The organism is Pseudoalteromonas sp. QJM3NY_12 (genome assembly GCF_056173165.1).
The window spans coordinates 808,274-825,996 of sequence record NZ_CM149661.1 but is presented as its reverse complement, the minus strand read 5'-3'; the positions used below and the strand labels follow the sequence as shown (position 1 = coordinate 825,996).

The 17,723-nt window shown below is 39.5% G+C and carries 22 protein-coding genes; 6 read left to right on the top strand and 16 right to left on the bottom strand.

The genetic code is table 11. The annotated features are described in order from the left end of the window. The 4 genes from mpl to folB form a co-directional block, all read right to left on the bottom strand. Positions 1 to 1,356 (bottom strand): UDP-N-acetylmuramate:L-alanyl-gamma-D-glutamyl-meso-diaminopimelate ligase, encoded by a 1,356-nt coding sequence (gene mpl, locus AC0VZ5_RS03865; protein ID WP_475474370.1) that lies wholly within the window; start codon positions 1,354 to 1,356, stop codon positions 1 to 3. Between the two features lie 146 nt (positions 1,357 to 1,502). Beyond that, positions 1,503 to 2,303 carry an undecaprenyl-diphosphate phosphatase gene (locus tag AC0VZ5_RS03860; protein ID WP_010391016.1) on the bottom strand — a complete coding sequence of 267 codons (801 nt, stop codon included), beginning with the start codon at positions 2,301 to 2,303 and terminating at the stop codon, positions 1,503 to 1,505. Beyond that, positions 2,300 to 2,788: a 2-amino-4-hydroxy-6-hydroxymethyldihydropteridine diphosphokinase gene (gene folK, locus AC0VZ5_RS03855; protein ID WP_475474368.1), complete on the bottom strand. Its 489-nt coding sequence runs from the start codon at positions 2,786 to 2,788 to the stop codon at positions 2,300 to 2,302. Before folK ends, AC0VZ5_RS03860 begins: the two co-directional genes overlap by 4 nt. Then, on the bottom strand, positions 2,789 to 3,148 hold the full coding sequence (gene folB, locus AC0VZ5_RS03850; RefSeq protein ID WP_178955301.1) for a dihydroneopterin aldolase: 360 nt from the start codon (positions 3,146 to 3,148) through the stop codon (positions 2,789 to 2,791). A gap of 207 nt (positions 3,149 to 3,355) precedes the next feature. On the opposite strand from folB, the gene plsY reads away from it, so the two are divergent. Next, complete coding sequence (plsY, locus tag AC0VZ5_RS03845; protein ID WP_036979788.1) at positions 3,356 to 3,961, top strand: glycerol-3-phosphate 1-O-acyltransferase PlsY; 606 nt, start codon at positions 3,356 to 3,358, stop codon at positions 3,959 to 3,961. A 23-nt stretch (positions 3,962 to 3,984) separates the two neighbouring features. Here the strand turns inward: plsY and tsaD are convergent, their stop codons facing one another. From tsaD to AC0VZ5_RS03830, 3 genes are read right to left on the bottom strand one after another with little or no spacing between them, the layout of a single operon-like run. Further along, positions 3,985 to 4,998 carry a tRNA (adenosine(37)-N6)-threonylcarbamoyltransferase complex transferase subunit TsaD gene (gene tsaD / locus AC0VZ5_RS03840; RefSeq protein WP_036979790.1) on the bottom strand — a complete coding sequence of 338 codons (1,014 nt, stop codon included), beginning with the start codon at positions 4,996 to 4,998 and terminating at the stop codon, positions 3,985 to 3,987. 44 nt (positions 4,999 to 5,042) lie between these two features. Further along, complete coding sequence (locus AC0VZ5_RS03835; protein WP_008115608.1) at positions 5,043 to 5,633, bottom strand: YjaG family protein; 591 nt, start codon at positions 5,631 to 5,633, stop codon at positions 5,043 to 5,045. Further along, a complete protein-coding gene (locus tag AC0VZ5_RS03830; protein ID WP_372239236.1) occupies positions 5,617 to 5,991 on the bottom strand; it encodes a putative signal transducing protein in 375 nt (124 codons plus the stop codon). Before AC0VZ5_RS03830 ends, AC0VZ5_RS03835 begins: the two co-directional genes overlap by 17 nt. Before the next feature lie 63 nt (positions 5,992 to 6,054). Here AC0VZ5_RS03830 and AC0VZ5_RS03825 point away from each other — a divergent pair, with 63 nt between their 5' ends. The 3 genes from AC0VZ5_RS03825 to AC0VZ5_RS03815 all read left to right on the top strand — a co-directional run bounded on the left by AC0VZ5_RS03825 (position 6,055) and on the right by AC0VZ5_RS03815 (position 8,341). Then, positions 6,055 to 6,504 (top strand): DUF2721 domain-containing protein, encoded by a 450-nt coding sequence (locus AC0VZ5_RS03825; protein ID WP_138605088.1) that lies wholly within the window; start codon positions 6,055 to 6,057, stop codon positions 6,502 to 6,504. A 243-nt stretch (positions 6,505 to 6,747) separates the two neighbouring features. Beyond that, positions 6,748 to 7,626: a LysR family transcriptional regulator gene (locus AC0VZ5_RS03820; protein WP_138605089.1), complete on the top strand. Its 879-nt coding sequence runs from the start codon at positions 6,748 to 6,750 to the stop codon at positions 7,624 to 7,626. Between the two features lie 94 nt (positions 7,627 to 7,720). After that, positions 7,721 to 8,341, top strand: coding sequence for a 2OG-Fe(II) oxygenase (locus AC0VZ5_RS03815; protein ID WP_054201981.1), 621 nt, complete (start codon positions 7,721 to 7,723; stop codon positions 8,339 to 8,341). Here the strand turns inward: AC0VZ5_RS03815 and ubiA are convergent. Then, positions 8,338 to 9,216, bottom strand: coding sequence for a 4-hydroxybenzoate octaprenyltransferase (gene ubiA, locus AC0VZ5_RS03810; protein ID WP_198522357.1), 879 nt, complete (start codon positions 9,214 to 9,216; stop codon positions 8,338 to 8,340). The genes AC0VZ5_RS03815 and ubiA overlap by 4 nt on opposite strands. Continuing rightward, complete coding sequence (locus AC0VZ5_RS03805) at positions 9,213 to 9,758, bottom strand: chorismate--pyruvate lyase family protein (RefSeq protein WP_475474361.1); 546 nt, start codon at positions 9,756 to 9,758, stop codon at positions 9,213 to 9,215. Before AC0VZ5_RS03805 ends, ubiA begins: the two co-directional genes overlap by 4 nt. Before the next feature lie 248 nt (positions 9,759 to 10,006). On the opposite strand from AC0VZ5_RS03805, the gene AC0VZ5_RS03800 reads away from it, so the two are divergent. After that, positions 10,007 to 10,405 (top strand): flagellar basal body-associated protein FliL, encoded by a 399-nt coding sequence (locus AC0VZ5_RS03800; RefSeq protein ID WP_008115596.1) that lies wholly within the window; start codon positions 10,007 to 10,009, stop codon positions 10,403 to 10,405. Here AC0VZ5_RS03800 and glpG read toward each other — a convergent pair. The 6 genes from glpG to AC0VZ5_RS03770 all read right to left on the bottom strand — a co-directional run bounded on the left by glpG (position 10,402) and on the right by AC0VZ5_RS03770 (position 15,669). Further along, positions 10,402 to 11,223: a rhomboid family intramembrane serine protease GlpG gene (gene glpG, locus AC0VZ5_RS03795; protein ID WP_138605095.1), complete on the bottom strand. Its 822-nt coding sequence runs from the start codon at positions 11,221 to 11,223 to the stop codon at positions 10,402 to 10,404. The two genes, AC0VZ5_RS03800 and glpG, sit on opposite strands and share 4 nt — an antisense overlap. Then, positions 11,220 to 11,537 (bottom strand): thiosulfate sulfurtransferase GlpE, encoded by a 318-nt coding sequence (gene glpE, locus AC0VZ5_RS03790; protein WP_010390998.1) that lies wholly within the window; start codon positions 11,535 to 11,537, stop codon positions 11,220 to 11,222. Before glpE ends, glpG begins: the two co-directional genes overlap by 4 nt. Positions 11,538 to 11,603: 66 nt before the next feature. Further along, positions 11,604 to 12,629, bottom strand: a complete 1,026-nt coding sequence (gene tdh, locus AC0VZ5_RS03785; RefSeq protein ID WP_178955289.1) for an L-threonine 3-dehydrogenase — start codon at positions 12,627 to 12,629, stop codon at positions 11,604 to 11,606. 52 nt (positions 12,630 to 12,681) lie between these two features. Continuing rightward, positions 12,682 to 13,878: a glycine C-acetyltransferase gene (locus tag AC0VZ5_RS03780; RefSeq protein ID WP_475474358.1), complete on the bottom strand. Its 1,197-nt coding sequence runs from the start codon at positions 13,876 to 13,878 to the stop codon at positions 12,682 to 12,684. A 163-nt stretch (positions 13,879 to 14,041) separates the two neighbouring features. Further along, complete coding sequence (gmhB, locus tag AC0VZ5_RS03775) at positions 14,042 to 14,611, bottom strand: D-glycero-beta-D-manno-heptose 1,7-bisphosphate 7-phosphatase (RefSeq protein ID WP_475474356.1); 570 nt, start codon at positions 14,609 to 14,611, stop codon at positions 14,042 to 14,044. Further along, complete coding sequence (locus AC0VZ5_RS03770) at positions 14,608 to 15,669, bottom strand: glycosyltransferase family 9 protein (protein WP_178955283.1); 1,062 nt, start codon at positions 15,667 to 15,669, stop codon at positions 14,608 to 14,610. Before AC0VZ5_RS03770 ends, gmhB begins: the two co-directional genes overlap by 4 nt. 123 nt (positions 15,670 to 15,792) lie before the next feature. Here AC0VZ5_RS03770 and AC0VZ5_RS03765 point away from each other — a divergent pair, with 123 nt between their 5' ends. After that, positions 15,793 to 16,527 carry a 3-deoxy-D-manno-octulosonic acid kinase gene (locus AC0VZ5_RS03765; RefSeq protein WP_475474354.1) on the top strand — a complete coding sequence of 245 codons (735 nt, stop codon included), beginning with the start codon at positions 15,793 to 15,795 and terminating at the stop codon, positions 16,525 to 16,527. A gap of 31 nt (positions 16,528 to 16,558) precedes the next feature. On the opposite strand, the gene AC0VZ5_RS03760 is transcribed toward AC0VZ5_RS03765, so the two are convergent. Then, positions 16,559 to 17,632, bottom strand: coding sequence for a glycosyltransferase family 1 protein (locus AC0VZ5_RS03760; protein WP_475474352.1), 1,074 nt, complete (start codon positions 17,630 to 17,632; stop codon positions 16,559 to 16,561). Positions 17,633 to 17,723: the final 91 nt, after the last annotated feature.

Sequence of the window (17,723 nt, the reverse complement as noted above, 5' to 3'; positions counted from 1 at the left end):
TTATTCTCCGCTGTATTTATCGGCCAAACCATCAACAAGTTGCTGATGAAGACCATTAAAACCACCATTACTCATAATTAAAACATGTTGATTTGGCTCAATATTCTCAAGTACTGTATCAATAATAGCGGTTGTAGAATCAAAGCATTGCATACCCGCTTTGTCAGCTTGCTCTTTAAGTGACCAGTTTAAATTTTCAGGCTCAAATAACAGCACGTCGTCTGCATCGCGAAGTGAATCGAGAAGTGTAAATTGATGCACTCCCATTTTCATGGTGTTAGAGCGCGGCTCTAAAATCGCAATAATTTTTTCATCCCCCACTTTAGCACGCAGCCCCGCAAGTGTTGTTTGAATCGCGGTTGGGTGATGGGCAAAATCGTCATACACTTTAATATGATTAATATCTGCTTTAAGCTCCATTCGCCTTTTTGGGCTTATAAATTCACTCAAAGCTTCAATACTGTGCTCTATTGCAATTCCCACATGACGTGCTGCTGCAATAGCCATCATGGCATTTTTAACGTTATGCTCACCAATCGCTTGCCAGCTAACAACGCCTTGTAACTGCTTATTTAGTAAAACATTAAATTGAGAACCATCGGCTTTGAGTAATTCATAATTCCAGTCATCGCCTAGAGTTTCGCTCTCGCTCCACAAGCCTTTTGTAATCACATCGCTCAGTGCTTCATCATTTTTTGGCCACAGCACTTTGCCGCTTTGCGGTAGTGTACGAATCAAATGGTGAAATTGTTTTTTAATTGCGTTTAAATCTTCAAAAATATCAGCATGATCAAATTCAAGATTATTTAAAATAAGTGTTCGAGGTAAATAATGAACAAACTTACTGCGTTTATCAAAAAAGGCCGTGTCGTACTCATCGGCTTCTATAACAAAAAATGGCGTTTGCCCAACTCGCGCAGAAAGACCAAAGTTTTGTACAATTCCGCCAATTAAAAAGCCCGGTTTTAAACCCGCATATTCAAGTATCCACGCCAACATACTAGCGGTGGTTGTTTTACCATGAGTTCCCGCCACAGCCAGCACCCATGAATCTTGTAATAAGTTATGTTTTAGCCACTCAGGCCCTGAAGTATAAGGCAGGCTCTTATCGAGTACATATTCAACACACGGATTACCACGGCTCATTGCATTACCAATAACAACGATATCTGGAGCTGGCTCTAGTTGAGATACATCATAGCCCTGCGTTAGTTCAATACCCAGTTCTTGTAACTGGGTACTCATTGGTGGGTAAACGTTTTGATCCGACCCAGTAACGTGATGACCCAATGATTTAGCTATAGCGGCAATACCACCCATAAATGTGCCACAAATACCCAAAATATGTATATGCATTTACTATCCTTTCATCCTGCGCGGAGTTTGCTCTAGGGCAAAATTTAATGGCGCTATAATGCCAAAATTTAGCTTAAGTTACCATTAACCCTTGGCGCAAATAAAAAAGCCTCCCAAAGTGGGAGGCTTTCCTGAAGATTAATAGCTTATAGCATTAAAAAGAATATTAAACCGACACCTAATAATAAACGATAAATAACAAATGGTAGCATTCCCATTCGCTCAATCACTTTTAAAAACATAAAAATACAAGCATAAGCTGATAAAAACGACAGCACTACACCTAACAATAATGCCGTCCAATCTACGATATGATCGCCAAGGGCAAGCTCTGCAGTATAATAAAGACCCATCATTGAAATGATTGGAATAGCTAATAAAAACGAAAAGCGCGCTGCACTTTGTTTGTTCATACCTAACATTAAACCCGCTGTCATGGTAATACCTGAACGTGAAGTGCCAGGGATCATTGCAACGGCCTGTGCAAAGCCAATAATGAGGGCCGTTTTCCAGTTTAGCTGATAGATTGTTTTTATTTGCTTACCTTTGGCATCTGCGTACCAAAGCAATAGACCAAATACGATTGTTGTGGTCGCAATCACCCATGCACTGCGTAAGTACAGTTCAACAAAATCTTTTAATAACAAGCCTAAAATAGCTGCTGGCACAGTACCTAAAATGATCCACCAACCTAGTTTGCTATCATCTGTTGTGCCCTGCACGCCAAACGATTTAAACCAAGCACCGAGTATATCGGCTACTTCTTTACGGAAATAAATAACAACCGCAATTAAAGTGCCTACGTGAACAGCAACATCGAACGCTAACCCTTGATCCTCCCAGCCTAAAATTTGTGATGGTAAAATTAAGTGTGCCGAACTCGATATAGGTAAAAACTCAGTAAATCCCTGAATTAGGGCTAAAACAATTATTTCTATAATACTCATGGGTTAGAAAACTCCACCTTCCATAGTTTTTGTTGAGGGTTGTTATATGCATTCCATATTTGGGCAATCGTTTGTTTTGCTACCGGATGATAAAAATCAGGGGCCACCTCAGCTAAAGGCTGCAAGACAAAGGCATTTTTAGTAATTTCGTCACGCGGTAATTGTGCTGGGCTCTCGCAAATTACATCATCATAAAAGAGTAAATCGAGATCCAGTGTACGTGGGCTAAACTTTTTATCATTTGCTTGGCGACCATTGTCGCGTTCAATTTGTTTTAATAACGCGCAAACATCAACAAGCACCATGTTAGTGGTGGCTGCAAGTACTGAGTTATAAAAGTTATTACCGGCAAAACCCACAGCTTCACTTTCAAATACTGATGAGTGATGTGTGTTTTCAAAGTGCTGATTTAACGCCACTAGAGCACGCCGAATATGCTCTGCCTTGTTAATGTTTGAACCAAGGCTAATAAATATCTGCGCCATTTAAGCCGTAGCCTTGATGCGCGTAATCTCTACACCCACAGTTTGCGCTTGTGAAACTGCAGCGGGCTTGCTAACTCTTATCGTTACTTGAGGAGTATTAAATTCGGTTAAGATAATTTGCGCTAATTGTTCCACTAGCGTTTCTAAAAGTTCGACTGGTTTAGCCGTACTGTGCTCGATAACTCGCTCACTTACCTTAGCGTAATCTAATGCTAAGTTAATATCGTCGTTTTGTGCTGCAGGCTTAATGTCGCTTAGCATTTCAATATCAAAGTATAGGCTTTGTTTACTTTTCTTTTCAAAATCATACACCCCGATAATCGTTTCGACATGCAATTGTGATATAAATACCTTGTCCATTGATACTCCAAATGACTGTAACAAGTCACTGAGTTAATTACATATTGTATCAATCAAATTAATACTGTATATACTTTAATCAGTGTTTAAATATACTAAAATTACTTCTACAATAGAATAATTACAAAATTGCGAGTAATTTAAGAAACCCGTAAATTTTGACGCCAATAATAGCTTAAAAGTAATGATTAAAAAATAAGGAAGCGCGTGTTAGTCATTTTAATGTTTGTATTAGCCTATTTGCTCGGCTCGATTTCATCGGCCATTTTAGTGTCGCGGCTATTCAAACTTCCCGATCCACGCACAAATGGCTCCAATAACCCAGGAGCAACCAATGTTTACCGTTTAGGCGGCGCTCTCCCCGCATGCTTAGTTTTAATATTTGATATTTTAAAGGGCACTATCCCTGTGTGGGGCGCTTACTTTTTAAAACTTGAGCCGCTAGAGCTTGGTTTAATTGCGGTTGCAGCATGTTTAGGGCACATGTACCCATTATTTTTTAGTTTTAAAGGGGGGAAAGCGGTCGCAACAGCATTTGGCTCGTTACTGCCGATAGGGCTCTCTTTAGGTGGGTTATTGATTGGTACTTGGCTGATTATTGTCGCGATTACCCGCTACTCATCCCTTGCAGCGCTAGTAGCTGTGACGCTAGCACCTTTATATACATGGTGGATAAAGCCGTTATACACCTTACCCGTGACCTTTATTACGCTACTGATCATTATTAGGCATCGCACTAATATTGTGCGTTTATTTAAGGGTGAAGAACCAAAAGTAGGGACTAAACAAGCCCCTACAGATGACAAGAAGTAATAACTAACTTAAGTTCTGGTTAACTATATTGCTTCTAAGCTATCGATTGGCCAGCGCGGTTTAGTTTTCATATCAAGCGAAGCAAACTGTCCCGCTTTTAAACGCTGCATACCAGCATAAGCAATCATTGCGCCATTGTCGGTACAAAACTCAGTGCGTGGGTAATACACTTCGCCCTTCATACCTTGCATCACACGCTCTAGTTGCAAACGTAGTTGCGTATTAGCACTTACACCACCAGCTATGACTAAACGTTTAATACCTGTTTGCTTTAGTGCACGCTTACACTTAATCACTAAAGTATCTATAACGGCTGTTTGAAATGCATGGGCAATATCTGCTTTAGTTTGCTCGTCACTATCATTTTCACGAATAGCAATCGAAGCGGCGGTTTTTAGGCCACTAAAGCTAAAATCAAGACCAGGCTTATCAGTCATCGGGCGTGGAAAAACAAATCGTTTGGCAACGCCTTGCTCAGCCATTTTAGCTAAACGAGGACCTCCAGGGTAATCAAGCCCAAGTAATTTAGCAGTTTTATCAAATGCTTCACCTGCAGCGTCATCTACCGACTCACCCAATACTTCGTATTGGCCAATGCCCGCAACCTTTACCATCATGGTATGACCGCCAGATACGAGTAAAGCAATAAATGGAAATTCGGGAACGTTTTCCTCAAGCATTGGCGCTAATAAATGCCCTTCCATGTGATGCACTGCCACCGCAGGAATATCCCAACCATACGCTAAAGAGCGACCAATTGAGGTACCTACTAACAAAGCCCCTACTAAACCTGGTCCTGCCGTGTAGGCAATACCGTCTAAATCTTCAGGTCCACAGCCAGCTTGTGCAAATGCCGCATCAATAAGCGGCAATGTTTTACGTACATGATCGCGGGATGCAAGCTCAGGTACCACACCACCGTAATCAGCATGTACTTTTACTTGGCTATATAATTGATGAGCCAGTAGCCCTTTTTCATCATCATAAATAGCAATACCAGTTTCATCGCATGATGATTCAATGCCTAAAATTCGCATTGTTAATTCTCCTGCCACCTAACAAGGTGTTTAAAACAAATAACTTAAAGTGCTAAACCAATGTTAGTTTGGCCATCAGCAAGGACATGCTTTTTCAATGCTTTTACATTTTCAGCAGTAATACGCCCCATAGCTTCTACAAAATCAATTAGTTCACCTAATACCTCTATTTCGTATTGCATTAGTGGGTGTTCACGCACTGCTTTATTATCAGCAACATCCCCTTCAACCGTCATTTGATACTCAATAAAGCGAGCCACAGTTGCCTGCGATATTTTACTCACATTAACAAATTCTTGCTCGTCTTGTGCTAAAAGGCCATGCATTAAGCTCAATAATGAAGTGGCAGCGTCAATGGCAGGGTAAGTGCCAAACATATCAAAATCAGCAAGTTCAGGTACATTAGGTTCAATTTTTTCGACTTGCTTTTCTAAGTCAATTTTACTTTTAGGAAGCAGTATCTTTTCCCAACATACATTTAAAGCATTACGTAAAATAACCTCATCGCCAAAACCGGTAGCCTCACTAAACAGTCCATAATTAGGCAACATACGCTCTATTAACGCACTGGCCAATACCGCTTTTTGCAGGTAATTTAACTCTCTAATACGCTGAAAATTATTCGCTTTTGTCATTCTTTAAAGTCCCACATGACCAACAAAAATCAAATGTTGATCCATTATGCTCATTACAGTTAGGGCACACCCAATCTGGAGCGGATTGTTTTACTTGCTGATAGTTTACCAATATTTCGCGTGCATGGCGCTCTTTTATCGCATAAACCTGCACACTTACTTGTGTTTGCTCAAACGGGATCTCGCCCATTGCACCTTGCAGCATTTCACCTTTAATTTGACACTCAATTCCCGCATTAAGAATCAATCCTTTTATAATATTGGCCTCTAAACTATTTTCTGCGTTATAAAGCGTAACCCAATCAAATGATGTTATATTTGAATCGCTATTATTAATATTTTGCAATATCCACCTCATTTACTTTATGTGTACAATTTGCCTGCGTAACCTAAAGCAAATAATATGATTTAAGGACACATTATGACGCTAACTACTCCAGGTTTACTTTTTCCAGCAATCTCGTTGTTGTTACTTGCCTATACAAACCGATTTTTAGTGCTAGCGCAACTAATACGAGAACTGAATGCACGTGAAGGGGAATCTATTCGTCCTGTTGTGGTGGCGCAAATAACCAACCTTAGAAAGCGAATAAAATTAATAAGAACCATGCAAGTATACGGAGTGGCTGCTTTTTTATTATGTACGCTATCTATGTTCGCATTATTTATAGAGTTTAATACCACGGGCATTATTTTATTTGGTGTCAGTTTAAGTTGCTTAAGCTTGTCTTTACTCACCTCCTTATTTGAAATTCACATCTCTTGTGATGCCATAGAAATTGAATTGCAAAACATTGAAAGTAAGCCTTTAAGTAACCGAGTAAGTAAAAACTTTATTGAGCCCAACCCTAAAAGCAAAAACAGTAATTAACAAACCGAAATTCTAAGAAAACGGTTATAAAATTGCACAAATTAGGCTAATGATAAAACCCAACAGTTACTTAACATTACCCAAAGGTATAACAATTTTTAGCAACTATTCTCTTTAAATAAGGCAAAAAGAAAGTTAATCTAATGAGGTGGTTAAAAACATTACTTCAACTGAACTATAGGGATATAAAGTCAGTATTTAATCTGTAATTCCCCTAGCTTACCTATAAAAAAGGACTATATAGTGAGATTTGAACAATTAGAACAATTTGTAGCGCTTGGCCTACTTCGTCATTTTAGGCAAGCTGCAGAACAAACTCAAATTAGCACATCGGCGTTAACTCGAAGTATTCAAACTCTTGAAACAGAGCTTGGCTATGAGCTTGTTACTCGCTCTACTCGCTCGGTTAAATTAACTCAAGCAGGCGAACTTTTCCTCGACTTTGCAAAAAATACCCTCAATGAGCTAGAACAAATAAAACATCGTGCTTTTCAGTCAATTAATGGCACTGAAGAGAAAAAACTGGTTATTGGTTACACCACAACAACTAGCAGCATAGTACCAATTACCTGCGGTGAATTTTTAAGCCAATACCCGCATGTTAAAATCGAAATGCAGCTACAAAACAAAACTGAGCTTCATAGAAAGTTACTTCAAGGCGAAATTGACATTAGTGTATGCTCGCAAATAGTCAATAGCATTGGTAGCGACATACAATTACCTGATCAGCTTATTTTATTTTGTTCAAAACAACATCCTTTAGCAAATAAAAGCGATATTAGTAAAAAAGAACTCGAAAGTTATCCAATGTTCAGTTGTTTTTCACAGTCAAAACAAGTGCAATCAATGCTTAATGAAGTAGTAGACTCATTAAATAAAGTATCAACTATTAAAGTGGGCAGTATTGAGCAGGTCATGGCTGGACTTGAAAAATCAGACCATTTTGCGATTGCCGGTATTGAACACACCAGCTCTGTGGCAGAAAACCAAAATTTGATTCAACTTAAAACTAATAACGATATTAGCCATGAGCAACTTATTGTGCAAACCAGCCAACAAATAGAAGCAGGTGAGCATGTTGACCACTTACTCTCGTTAATAAATAAAGTCTCAAAAGCATAACATTACACCATGCGCTTTGGTGAACGCGATAAATTTGTAGCTTTAAAGTTTTTTTGCATTAAACTAACGCTCCCTACTATTATGACTAGCGTTAATGAACAACTTTACAGCTTCTGGAATTTATCTAGAGCAGATTGAAACGCATGGTTATGCCATTATTGAAAACGCCATTGATAGTGACCTAATCTTTGATTTAATGGCAGATTGCTACAGAATAAATCCACACTTTAGCCTTGCTGGTATTGGTCGATTAAATAACTTGCAAATTGATAATACAGTTCGTAAAGACAAAACCTATTGGTTTGATGGCAGTTCAAATGCACAACTTGGCTACCAGCAAGTAATGGAAGCAGTTCGTAATACGCTTAATCGAACTTTCTTTATGGGTTTGTTTGATTATGAATGTCACTATGCAAAATATACGCAAGGTGATTTTTATAAAAAACATGTAGATGCATTTAAAGGTCGTTCAAACCGTGTTTTTACTACCGTATTATATTTGAACTCTCCAGAGGAAGGTGGAGAGCTAGTTATTTACAAGCCTAAAAGTAAAGACATAGAAATAGTAATAAAACCCACGGCAGGCACTTTGGTATTATTTGAAAGCGAACGCTTTGTACATGAAGTACTTCCTGCTGTTGATAACCGCTATTCGATTGCTGGTTGGTTCAGAAAAAACGCGTCAATTAGTGGCATTATCGACCCACCCCGTTAAGCAAAAACGGGGTAAGAAAATAATAAACCAATAAAAATAGCCAGTCCTACGTAATGGTTATTTAAAAATGCTTTAAAGCAATTATCTCGCTGGCGTAAATGAATCAAACGCTGTTGATACACAAGTAACATTGCTGCAATAGCTAATCCCAACCAAAAACTAAATCCTATTTGATTCATCAATCCAATTAAAACCATCAGCGCAAAAAAGCTAAAGTTAAGTAGCGCTATAATATGGCGATCATAACTGGCGAATAAAATAGCGGTTGATTTTACTCCTATTTTTAAATCATCGTCTCTATCAACCATTGCGTACATAGTGTCGTAAGCCACCGTCCAGCAAATATTGGCAATAAATAGCAACCATGCCTGCACGGGTAGAGAGTTTATTGATGCCATAAAAGCCATAGGGATTGCCCAACCAAAAGCCGCGCCCAATACAACTTGAGGAAGTTGTGTGTAACGTTTCATAAAGGGATAACAAAACGCTAATCCAAGTGCACCAAACGATAACAAAATAGTATTGGTATTAAGCAGTAATACTAATATAAAAGCGATGACAACGAGTAATAAAAACAAACTAATGGCTTCGCCACTACTTACCGCTCCGGTCGCTAGCGGCCGCTGACAAGTACGCTTTACTGAGCCATCAATTTTTCTATCTGCAAAGTCATTGATAACGCACCCTGCGCTACGCATAACTATTACCCCAAGGGTGAACACAATAAAATTTGTTAAGCTAGGCAAGCCATCATTCGCTATCCACAGTGCCCAATAAGTTGGCCAAAGTAGCAATAAGGTGCCTATGGGCTTATCAATTCGCATTAACTGGATGTAATAGGGAATATGATTAACAGACAAAGCGGCTAGTTTCATGAGTATAAGTAAGCTCCTGGTAAAAAAACCTCACAGACCAAAAATTGATAGTTATGTAAAGAAAATACGCTGCGTCTGCCCAGTAAAGAGCGATTCGGTAAATTAAGTTCGCTCACCAGTGATTGCAATGAGTGGCTATCATCAAAGCGCGCAATTTCAATATCGGTACGCTTTAACGCAGGATCTTGAAAGATTACATCACCTAACGGGCGTTCTCCCATATTGTGCAGCTGATTGTTTGTATTGTTACTTGTTATTGGCAACCAACTTTGAGCATAAACAATCGGTTGTTCATCACACAACAGTAACACTTCACGGTTAAGTACTGTACTTACCTGCTCACTTAATAGCGTTTGCTGTGATTGCGAAAGGTCTACTTTTTGCTCACTCAACACTTTTACAGCAAAACGCTGAGACTGACTTTTTAATTTAGCCGTTAAAGAATGCGGTTCAAATAACCACTCTTTCTCAGCGTTAGATAAGCCAGTGACTTGAGCGGTACTCTGCCAATCAGCAGATAAAGAAAGAGGAAAAGTAATCACAATAACTCTACTTGAAAAAAATCTGAGAGATCATAACATTGCCAACGAATTTGAAAAAGCGCGATTTACTCAATACCAAGCACATCTTGTGTCATAAAAAGCTAACCAGCATTTGACTCTCGTTATTGCCTATCCCAAACTTGAGTCCAGAGTACTTTTACAAACACAACAAATAACAGCATCTTGCTGTATCTTATTTACTAATAAGTATAAACTATTTGTAATTAGTTTACGGAAACGCTTTTGAAATGAAAAAAACAGTATTTACAGGCCTTTTTATTCTTTTAGTCAGCCTAACTAGCTTATCAGCACGTGCTGAGTCTACTGTGGGTTATTTTGGGTTTGAGCCAGACATTATTACCAATTACATTGGCCCATCGAGTAAAAAAATGGGTTACGTTCGCGTTACAGTTGATTTAATGCTAAATAAAACATCCGATATTGCCATTGTAGAACACCACACCCCGCTGTTACGTGATGCGCTAGTAGAGATATTATCAAAAGAGCCTGAAAACAAAATAAAGTCTTTAACAGGGCGTGAGCAAATTCGCCTTAAAAGCGCAGAAAAACTAAAAAGCTTACTTAAGGAAGAAACAGGCCAAGAAATAATCCGAGACCTGTTATTTACTAAATATTTATATCATTAGGCGCTTTTTGTTTTAAAAAGCTGGGCGGTATAGGCAAAAGCCATACCGCTAACAAGCCCACCTAAGTGTGCCCAATTAGCCATTCCAACAAATAATACATCTGCAAAACCAAGTACTAACCATACCAGCATAAAACCAACAATTGCGGTTGTAACCAGTGCAGGCTGTTTAGGGTTAAGCGCGCTGTAAATCCAACAAAAGCCTAATAACCCATATACAACACCGCTAAGCCCACCAAAGTTAGGACCGACCATTAAGTACTGTGCCCAATTACTTATTAAAGCGGTAGCTAAAAACAGCCCGATTAAACTCGACTTACCACATTGCTTTTCAATGTTGTCACCCAGCGATACCCACCAGATTAAGTTAAACACAATATGCATAGCGCTAAAATGCACAATAGCAGGTGTTAACCAGGTAAGTGGTGATGCAGGATTGAACTGCAACGCCATATAAATAGGCTCAAACGCACCAAATAAAAAAGCAACATAAACAACAATGCTGAGAATACTAACACCTTGATTAAGCCAGCTTAAGGCTTTAAAGCGGGCGACTAAATTAAGCGACTGCCCTTGATACTTTAGCGGTGACTGCGTAGTACCTACTTGCCATGATGCTTGTTGGTAACGCTCATGATTAGGGTTTTTAGCAAATTCGTTCCATAAAGGCTGCACTGTATGAAAGTCTTCAGGTGCCACACTAATAACAAGCGTATGGCCATCCTCAGTACGAATTTGCCCTGAAAGCCCTTGGCTTTTTAGGTAATCTATAAAGCCCTGTGCAGCACGGGGGTTAGTTAGACTGCCTAGCTCTATCATCGTGCTACTTTATCCTTGTAAGCGGCTTCCCACGCAGTAAAACCGCCATCCATGCTGTAAACATCTTCAAAGCCTTGCTCTACTAAGTAACTTGCTGCACCCTGTGAGCTCATGCCGTGATAACAAACAATAATAATCGGCTGGTCAAACTCTTTTTCCATCATAAATTGGGCGATATTTGCATTTGAAAGCGCTTCAGAGCCAGGAATGTGCCCTGTCTGATACGAATTAGGATCGCGAATATCAGCAATCACCACATCTTCTTTGTCTAGTAGTTCGAGGGTTTGTGCGATTGATATATGTTTAAATGCCATAGTGCTCTCTTATAATTACAAAAAAGGCGACAAATGCCGCCTTTAATTCTCTTAACAAGGGGATAATTAATCCCAGTTAAGAATTACTTTACCCGATTGGCCTGAAATCATCATATCAAAGCCAGCTTGGAAGTCATCAATTGAATACTGATGAGTAATGATTGGTTTTAAATCAAGCCCTGATTGAATCAAGCTAGCCATTTTGTACCAAGTTTCAAACATCTCACGACCGTAAATACCTTTGATCACTAAGCCTTTAAAAATTACTTGATTCCAATCGACCGCCATATCTGAAGGTGGAATACCTAACATGGCAATTTTGCCGCCATGATTCATGTTATTTAGCATGGCATTAAATGCACTCGGAACACCTGACATCTCTAAGCCAATATCAAAGCCTTCGGTCATACCTAGATCTTTAGCTACATCTTCAAGCTTTTCATTTGCAACGTTTACAGCACGCGTTGCGCCCATTTTACGCGCTAAGTCTAGGCGGTATTCATTTACGTCGGTGATAACCACATAACGTGCACCTACATGTTTAGCTACAGCTGCAGCCATAATACCAATAGGGCCTGCACCAGTGATTAATACATCTTCACCCACTAAATCAAACGATAAAGCGGTATGTACTGCATTACCAAACGGGTCAAAAATAGAGGCCAGTTCATCGCTAATATTATCTGGGATTTTAAACGCATTAAATGCTGGGATCACTAGGTACTCAGCAAATGCACCTTCGCGGTTAACGCCCACACCGGTTGTATTTCGGCATAAATGAACGCGTCCAGCACGACAGTTACGACAATGACCACAGGTTATATGACCTTCACCTGATACACGGTCGCCAACTTCGAAACCGCGAACTTCTTGGCCCATGTCAATTACTTCACCCACATATTCGTGGCCAACCACCATAGGCGTAGGAATGGTGTTTTGTGCCCACTCATCCCACTTATAAATGTGAACATCGGTGCCACAAATAGCCGTTTTACGTATCTTAATTAACAGATCGTTATGGCCTACTTCAGGCTTTGGCGCATCTGTCATCCAAATGCCCGGTTCTGCTTTTAACTTTGATAATGCTTTCATAATCCACACTCAATTAAAAAATCGCGACTATAACCGCGATTTAACAAGAAAATTAAATAACACCAATCTCTTTACCAATACGGGTAAATGCTGCAATGGCTGTATCAAGCTGTTCCTTGCTGTGCGCTGCAGAAATTTGGGTACGAATACGCGCCTGACCTTTTGGTACAACAGGGAATGAGAACCCAGTTACATAAATCCCTTCGGCCAAAAGCTTATCAGCCATAAGTGACGCTACTTTGGCATCTCCTAGCATCACTGGAATAATCGCATGATCTTTACCTGCACAGGTAAAACCTGCCGTTTCCATTTGCTCGCGGAAGTATTTAGCGTTTGACCATAGCTTAGCGCGAAGCTCACCGCCATTTTCAAGCATTTCTAGTACTTTGATTGACGCTGTTACAATTGAAGGCGCTAATGAATTTGAGAATAAGTAAGGACGAGAACGCTGACGAAGCCACTCAACAATTTCTTTTTTACCTGAGGTATAACCACCAGAAGCTCCACCAAGCGCTTTACCTAAGGTGCCAGTAATAATATCGACACGGTCGAGTACATTACAGTACTCAGGTGTACCTTTACCGTTTTCGCCAACAAAACCAACGGCATGTGAGTCATCAACCATAACGAGTGCGTCGTATTTGTCGGCTAAATCACACACTGCTTCTAAATTACAAATAACGCCATCCATTGAGAACACGCCATCAGTAGCAATTAGTTTAGTTTTAGCACCGGCTTCATCGGCTGCAATTAATTGCTTTTCTAAATCTGCCATATCGTTATTTGCATAACGGAAACGCTTTGCTTTACATAAACGAACACCATCAATAATAGAAGCATGGTTTAATGAATCAGAAATAATCGCATCGTTTGCACCTAAAATAGTTTCAAACAAGCCTGTATTCGCATCAAAACATGATGAATACAAAATGGTGTCCTCAGTCTCTAAAAATTGACTGATTTTTTTCTCAAGCGTCTTATGAATATCTTGTGTGCCACAAATGAAACGCACAGATGCCACACCGAAACCATGGTCATCTAAACCTTTTTGTGCAGCTGCAATTAGCTCTGGGCTGTTAGCTAAACCTAAGTAGTTGTTAGCACAAAAATTAATAACTTTATCACCTGATGCCACTTCAATTTGAGCTTGCTGCTGTGAAGTGATAACACGTTCATTTTTGTACAAACCTTCAGCTTTAACGTCTTCGATTTGCTGTTGTAATTGGCTAAAAAAAGCAGATGCTCTCATCTGTGATCTCCATTTGGTTGAACGGGTTAAACAGCAGACGCGTTGCTGCTATTTATAATGCGGGTATTGTAAAAGTTTAAGCACCAAATTGCACTGTTTGTCATTCGTCGCAAATTAGCTAATTGGCAGGAAAAGCTGCCAGTTTACAGGCATGAGATATATATTAAATGAGATCAGCAAGCAAAACAGGAAGTTCCTTGATTGAGTCACAAACATAGTCAGCAGACTTTACGGCTTGCTCATCAACTGTTTGCCCCGAACGTACCAATACTTTAGTGCGTATATTGGCGCTTATAGCAGCTTGCATATCACCTCGTTTGTCCCCCACCATCACACTCAGTGCAGGGTCGATATGATGATCTTTCATTCCTTGAAGTAACATACCAGGCGCTGGCTTTCTGCAATCGCAATCTGTTAAATACGCTGGTAATGCATTTTCAGGATGATGAGGACAAAAATAAACATCAGTAATTTCAATTTGATGATGACTAAACTGCGCTTTCATCCATGTGTTAAGAGCAAAAAAATCGGCTTCTGAGTAATAACCTCGACCAATCCCTGATTGGTTCGTTACAACAATTATTTTGTAGCCCGCGTCATAAAATGCTTTACACGTTGAAAACACACCCTCTATAAATTCAAACTCTTCGCTTTTAAATACATAGCCATGATCAACATTTACTACACCATCACGGTCTAAAAAAAGCGCCTTATTTATGTGTTTATCATTCATAATAACGACTCTTTATTAACAACATGGTCAAACATTTCTTTTACTGTATCCGTGGTTATTTGACTCATTAAATCATCGCCTTTAACCCGAGTACCCCAAGGCAATTGCTCGGCGGTTTTACCTGTTTGCTTTAATAAGTTTTGGTGATAAACCTCAACCACGTAATCTTGGTATAAATAAGGCCCCGTTCGCGCTGGGTTTGAATGCGCATATAGACCAATAACAGGCGTGCCAACAGTCACCGCCATATGGGCTGGGCCTGTATCGGGCGCAAGTACTAAACCCGCACGCTTAAGTACGCACAATAATTCTTTGAGTTTTGTTTTACCCACCAAGTTCAGAATGGGTGAATCACTGTATTTAATGATGCTATTTGCTAAATTAATTTCAAGTTCAGTAGGCCCACCGGTTAGCACTACTTTAAAACCTTGCGCATTGGCATAATCAGCAAGCACGGCATAGCGTTCGGCTAACCAGTTACGCTGTGCTTTACTTGCCGCTGGCGAAATAACAAATAACTTATTTGATAAATAGTCGTCACCTAACAGCTCATCAGCTTTAGCTTGATCTTTGTCGGTATAGGGCATATTCCAAACAGGGACATAATCATCAACACCAATTGTTTGAGCAAAGCCTTTAAATCCCTCTAAAACATGCGCCTGAGATTGGGCTTTAATGCGTTTATTAATAAATAAACTATGCAGCTCTTTTGAACGAGCCCAGTCAAAACCAATTTTAACTTTGGCAGGAATACAGCGAGCGACAAAACCAGCTCTTAAAGCCACTTGCATATTAAGTAGTACGTCAAAACACTGCCCTTTGAAGGTTTGCTTTAACTGTTTCAGTGCCGTTTTTCCTTGTTTTTTATCAAATACAACAAGCTCAACGCCAGGCAAATCTGCTAACAGCATCGCCTCGACCTTCCCTATCACCCATGTAATTTTAGCATTTGGATGCGCTTTTTGAATTGCTTGTACTGCACTCACTGCATGGCATACATCACCAATGGCAGAAAGACGTAAAATACAAATAGATGTGTAAGTAGGCGCTGAAGTCACACGTTTCCTTGGAGGTAAAATAATAAAACCCGATCTTAAATTATAATCGCGTCATTGCAAGTACTTATCCTTAGCCTGAAAACACGTTAATATGTGCACATATTTAAGCGAATCCTATGAGCTATGTTTAATCAACACGTCAAAAATAACCATGTCATTTTAAGCCATCCTCAATATAGCACCGAAATAGAGTTAGATTGGTTTGAGCCCAATTTCTGGCAACAACAGCAAAAAATTGTCGGCGCTAAAAAGGGGCGTGCAACTGCTTGGTTTTTTAAACACGCAGATTTAACGGCTGTGTTGCGCCATTATTGGCGTGGCGGCCTAATAGGAAAACTACTCAGCGATCAATATTTATACTTCGGACTTGAGCATACGCGTGTTTATCAAGAATTTAGCTTAATGACTCGATTAATAGAGTTAGGCTTAAATGTACCAAAGCCTATTGCAGCTAAAGTGAGCCGACATGGCTTTATTTACCGAGGTGATATTATTACTGAAGCGGTAAGCGGCGCTAAAAGTATATTAGATATACTAATTGAACGCACATTGAGTGAAGCTGAGGTAAAAAAAATAGCGCAAACTATTGCCCAATTTCATAGTAAAGGGGTGTATCACGCTGATTTAAATATTAATAATATTTTATTTGATGACTCTGGTGATGTTTACATTATCGACTTTGACCGTGGCGAAATAAAGTTGCCCAATAAAAAATGGCAACAAAGCAACATGTCTCGCTTACAGCGCTCCTTTTTAAAAGAGCAAAGCCGCAATAGCAACTTTCATTGGCAGCAAAACGATTGGCAAACATTAGGCAACCAATACAACCAAGAGCTCGAATTCCAAAAAACTAGCTAAATCAACAACCTGAAAACTACACTTTTGATAACTAATAAGTATTATCAAACAACATGTTTTTCAAACCTTGTGTAATAATATCAAAACTGTGGATTGTTTCTAAAGTAGAATACTTATCAATAATATATTTATAACGAGACTCTGTAAGTAACGTTTGCACTTTTTCACTTATATCAACAATATCAAGCTGTGCCTGGTAAACCACTTCTGTGCGAGTACAACGAGTGAGGCGCTCACCTTGATCTTTTGAAATAGCACACGCAATAGTGGGGGTTTGCAAGGCAATAGCTTGGAGTAAAGTATCACCCGCGCTTAATAATGCCACCTTTGCCTGACTTAGTAATGCTAAAAACTCTTCCCCCTGAAGACTTGCTAAACAAGTAATCTCATCGGTATCTGGTAATGGGCTCGTATAGTTAGGACCAAACACCACAACCCCTTTTAAACCCGTTTTTTTCGCAATAATCAGTGCTGCTTTATAATAGATATCAGCACAGCTTTGCCCATTAAGGGTATGCCCACCGGATCCTGCATTTACGATAAGAAATTCTTTTTCTTGTAAGTTATAACGTGTCAGTACATCACTTTTTTGTTGCTTGGAAGCAAAAACGGTAAATGGTCCTACATTTTTAGGGTATGCCAACGGCAGCATATTGAGCTTTAGTTTTTCATACCATGAAAGAGGGTCGATACAGTAATCAGGCTGAACCACCCAATGAGTATCGATAAGACCCGCTCTATTGAGCTTTAAGCCCTTTGCCCGTTTTTTTGTATGCTGAGAAATAAAAACCACTATAGCACCCACACTTCTCGCGGCCTTCATTTGTTCTGCTCGCCCTGCGCAATCAAACAGCACCACATCTGGTTTGTATTGCTCAATAAACTGACATACACGTGTGTTTTCTTTTGTTGCCGATTGATTTAACAATAAAGTAGGAAACGGGCAACTTTTAGCGTAAGCCGTGTGCTTATTTAAAATGAAATGAATATCTAACTGCTTGTCGTACTCTGAGGTAAGGGTATGAGCTAGCTGTAATGAGCGCATATATTCACCAATACCTTCTGGCGATGACACGGGAATAAATAAAAGTCGTTTGTTGCTCATTACTATCTCTGCTTTTCCTTTGCAGCGAGTATATCAACGCCATCTTTTTTACGATAGAGCTGCGGTGTTTTAATCTGTTCCAGAGTAATAT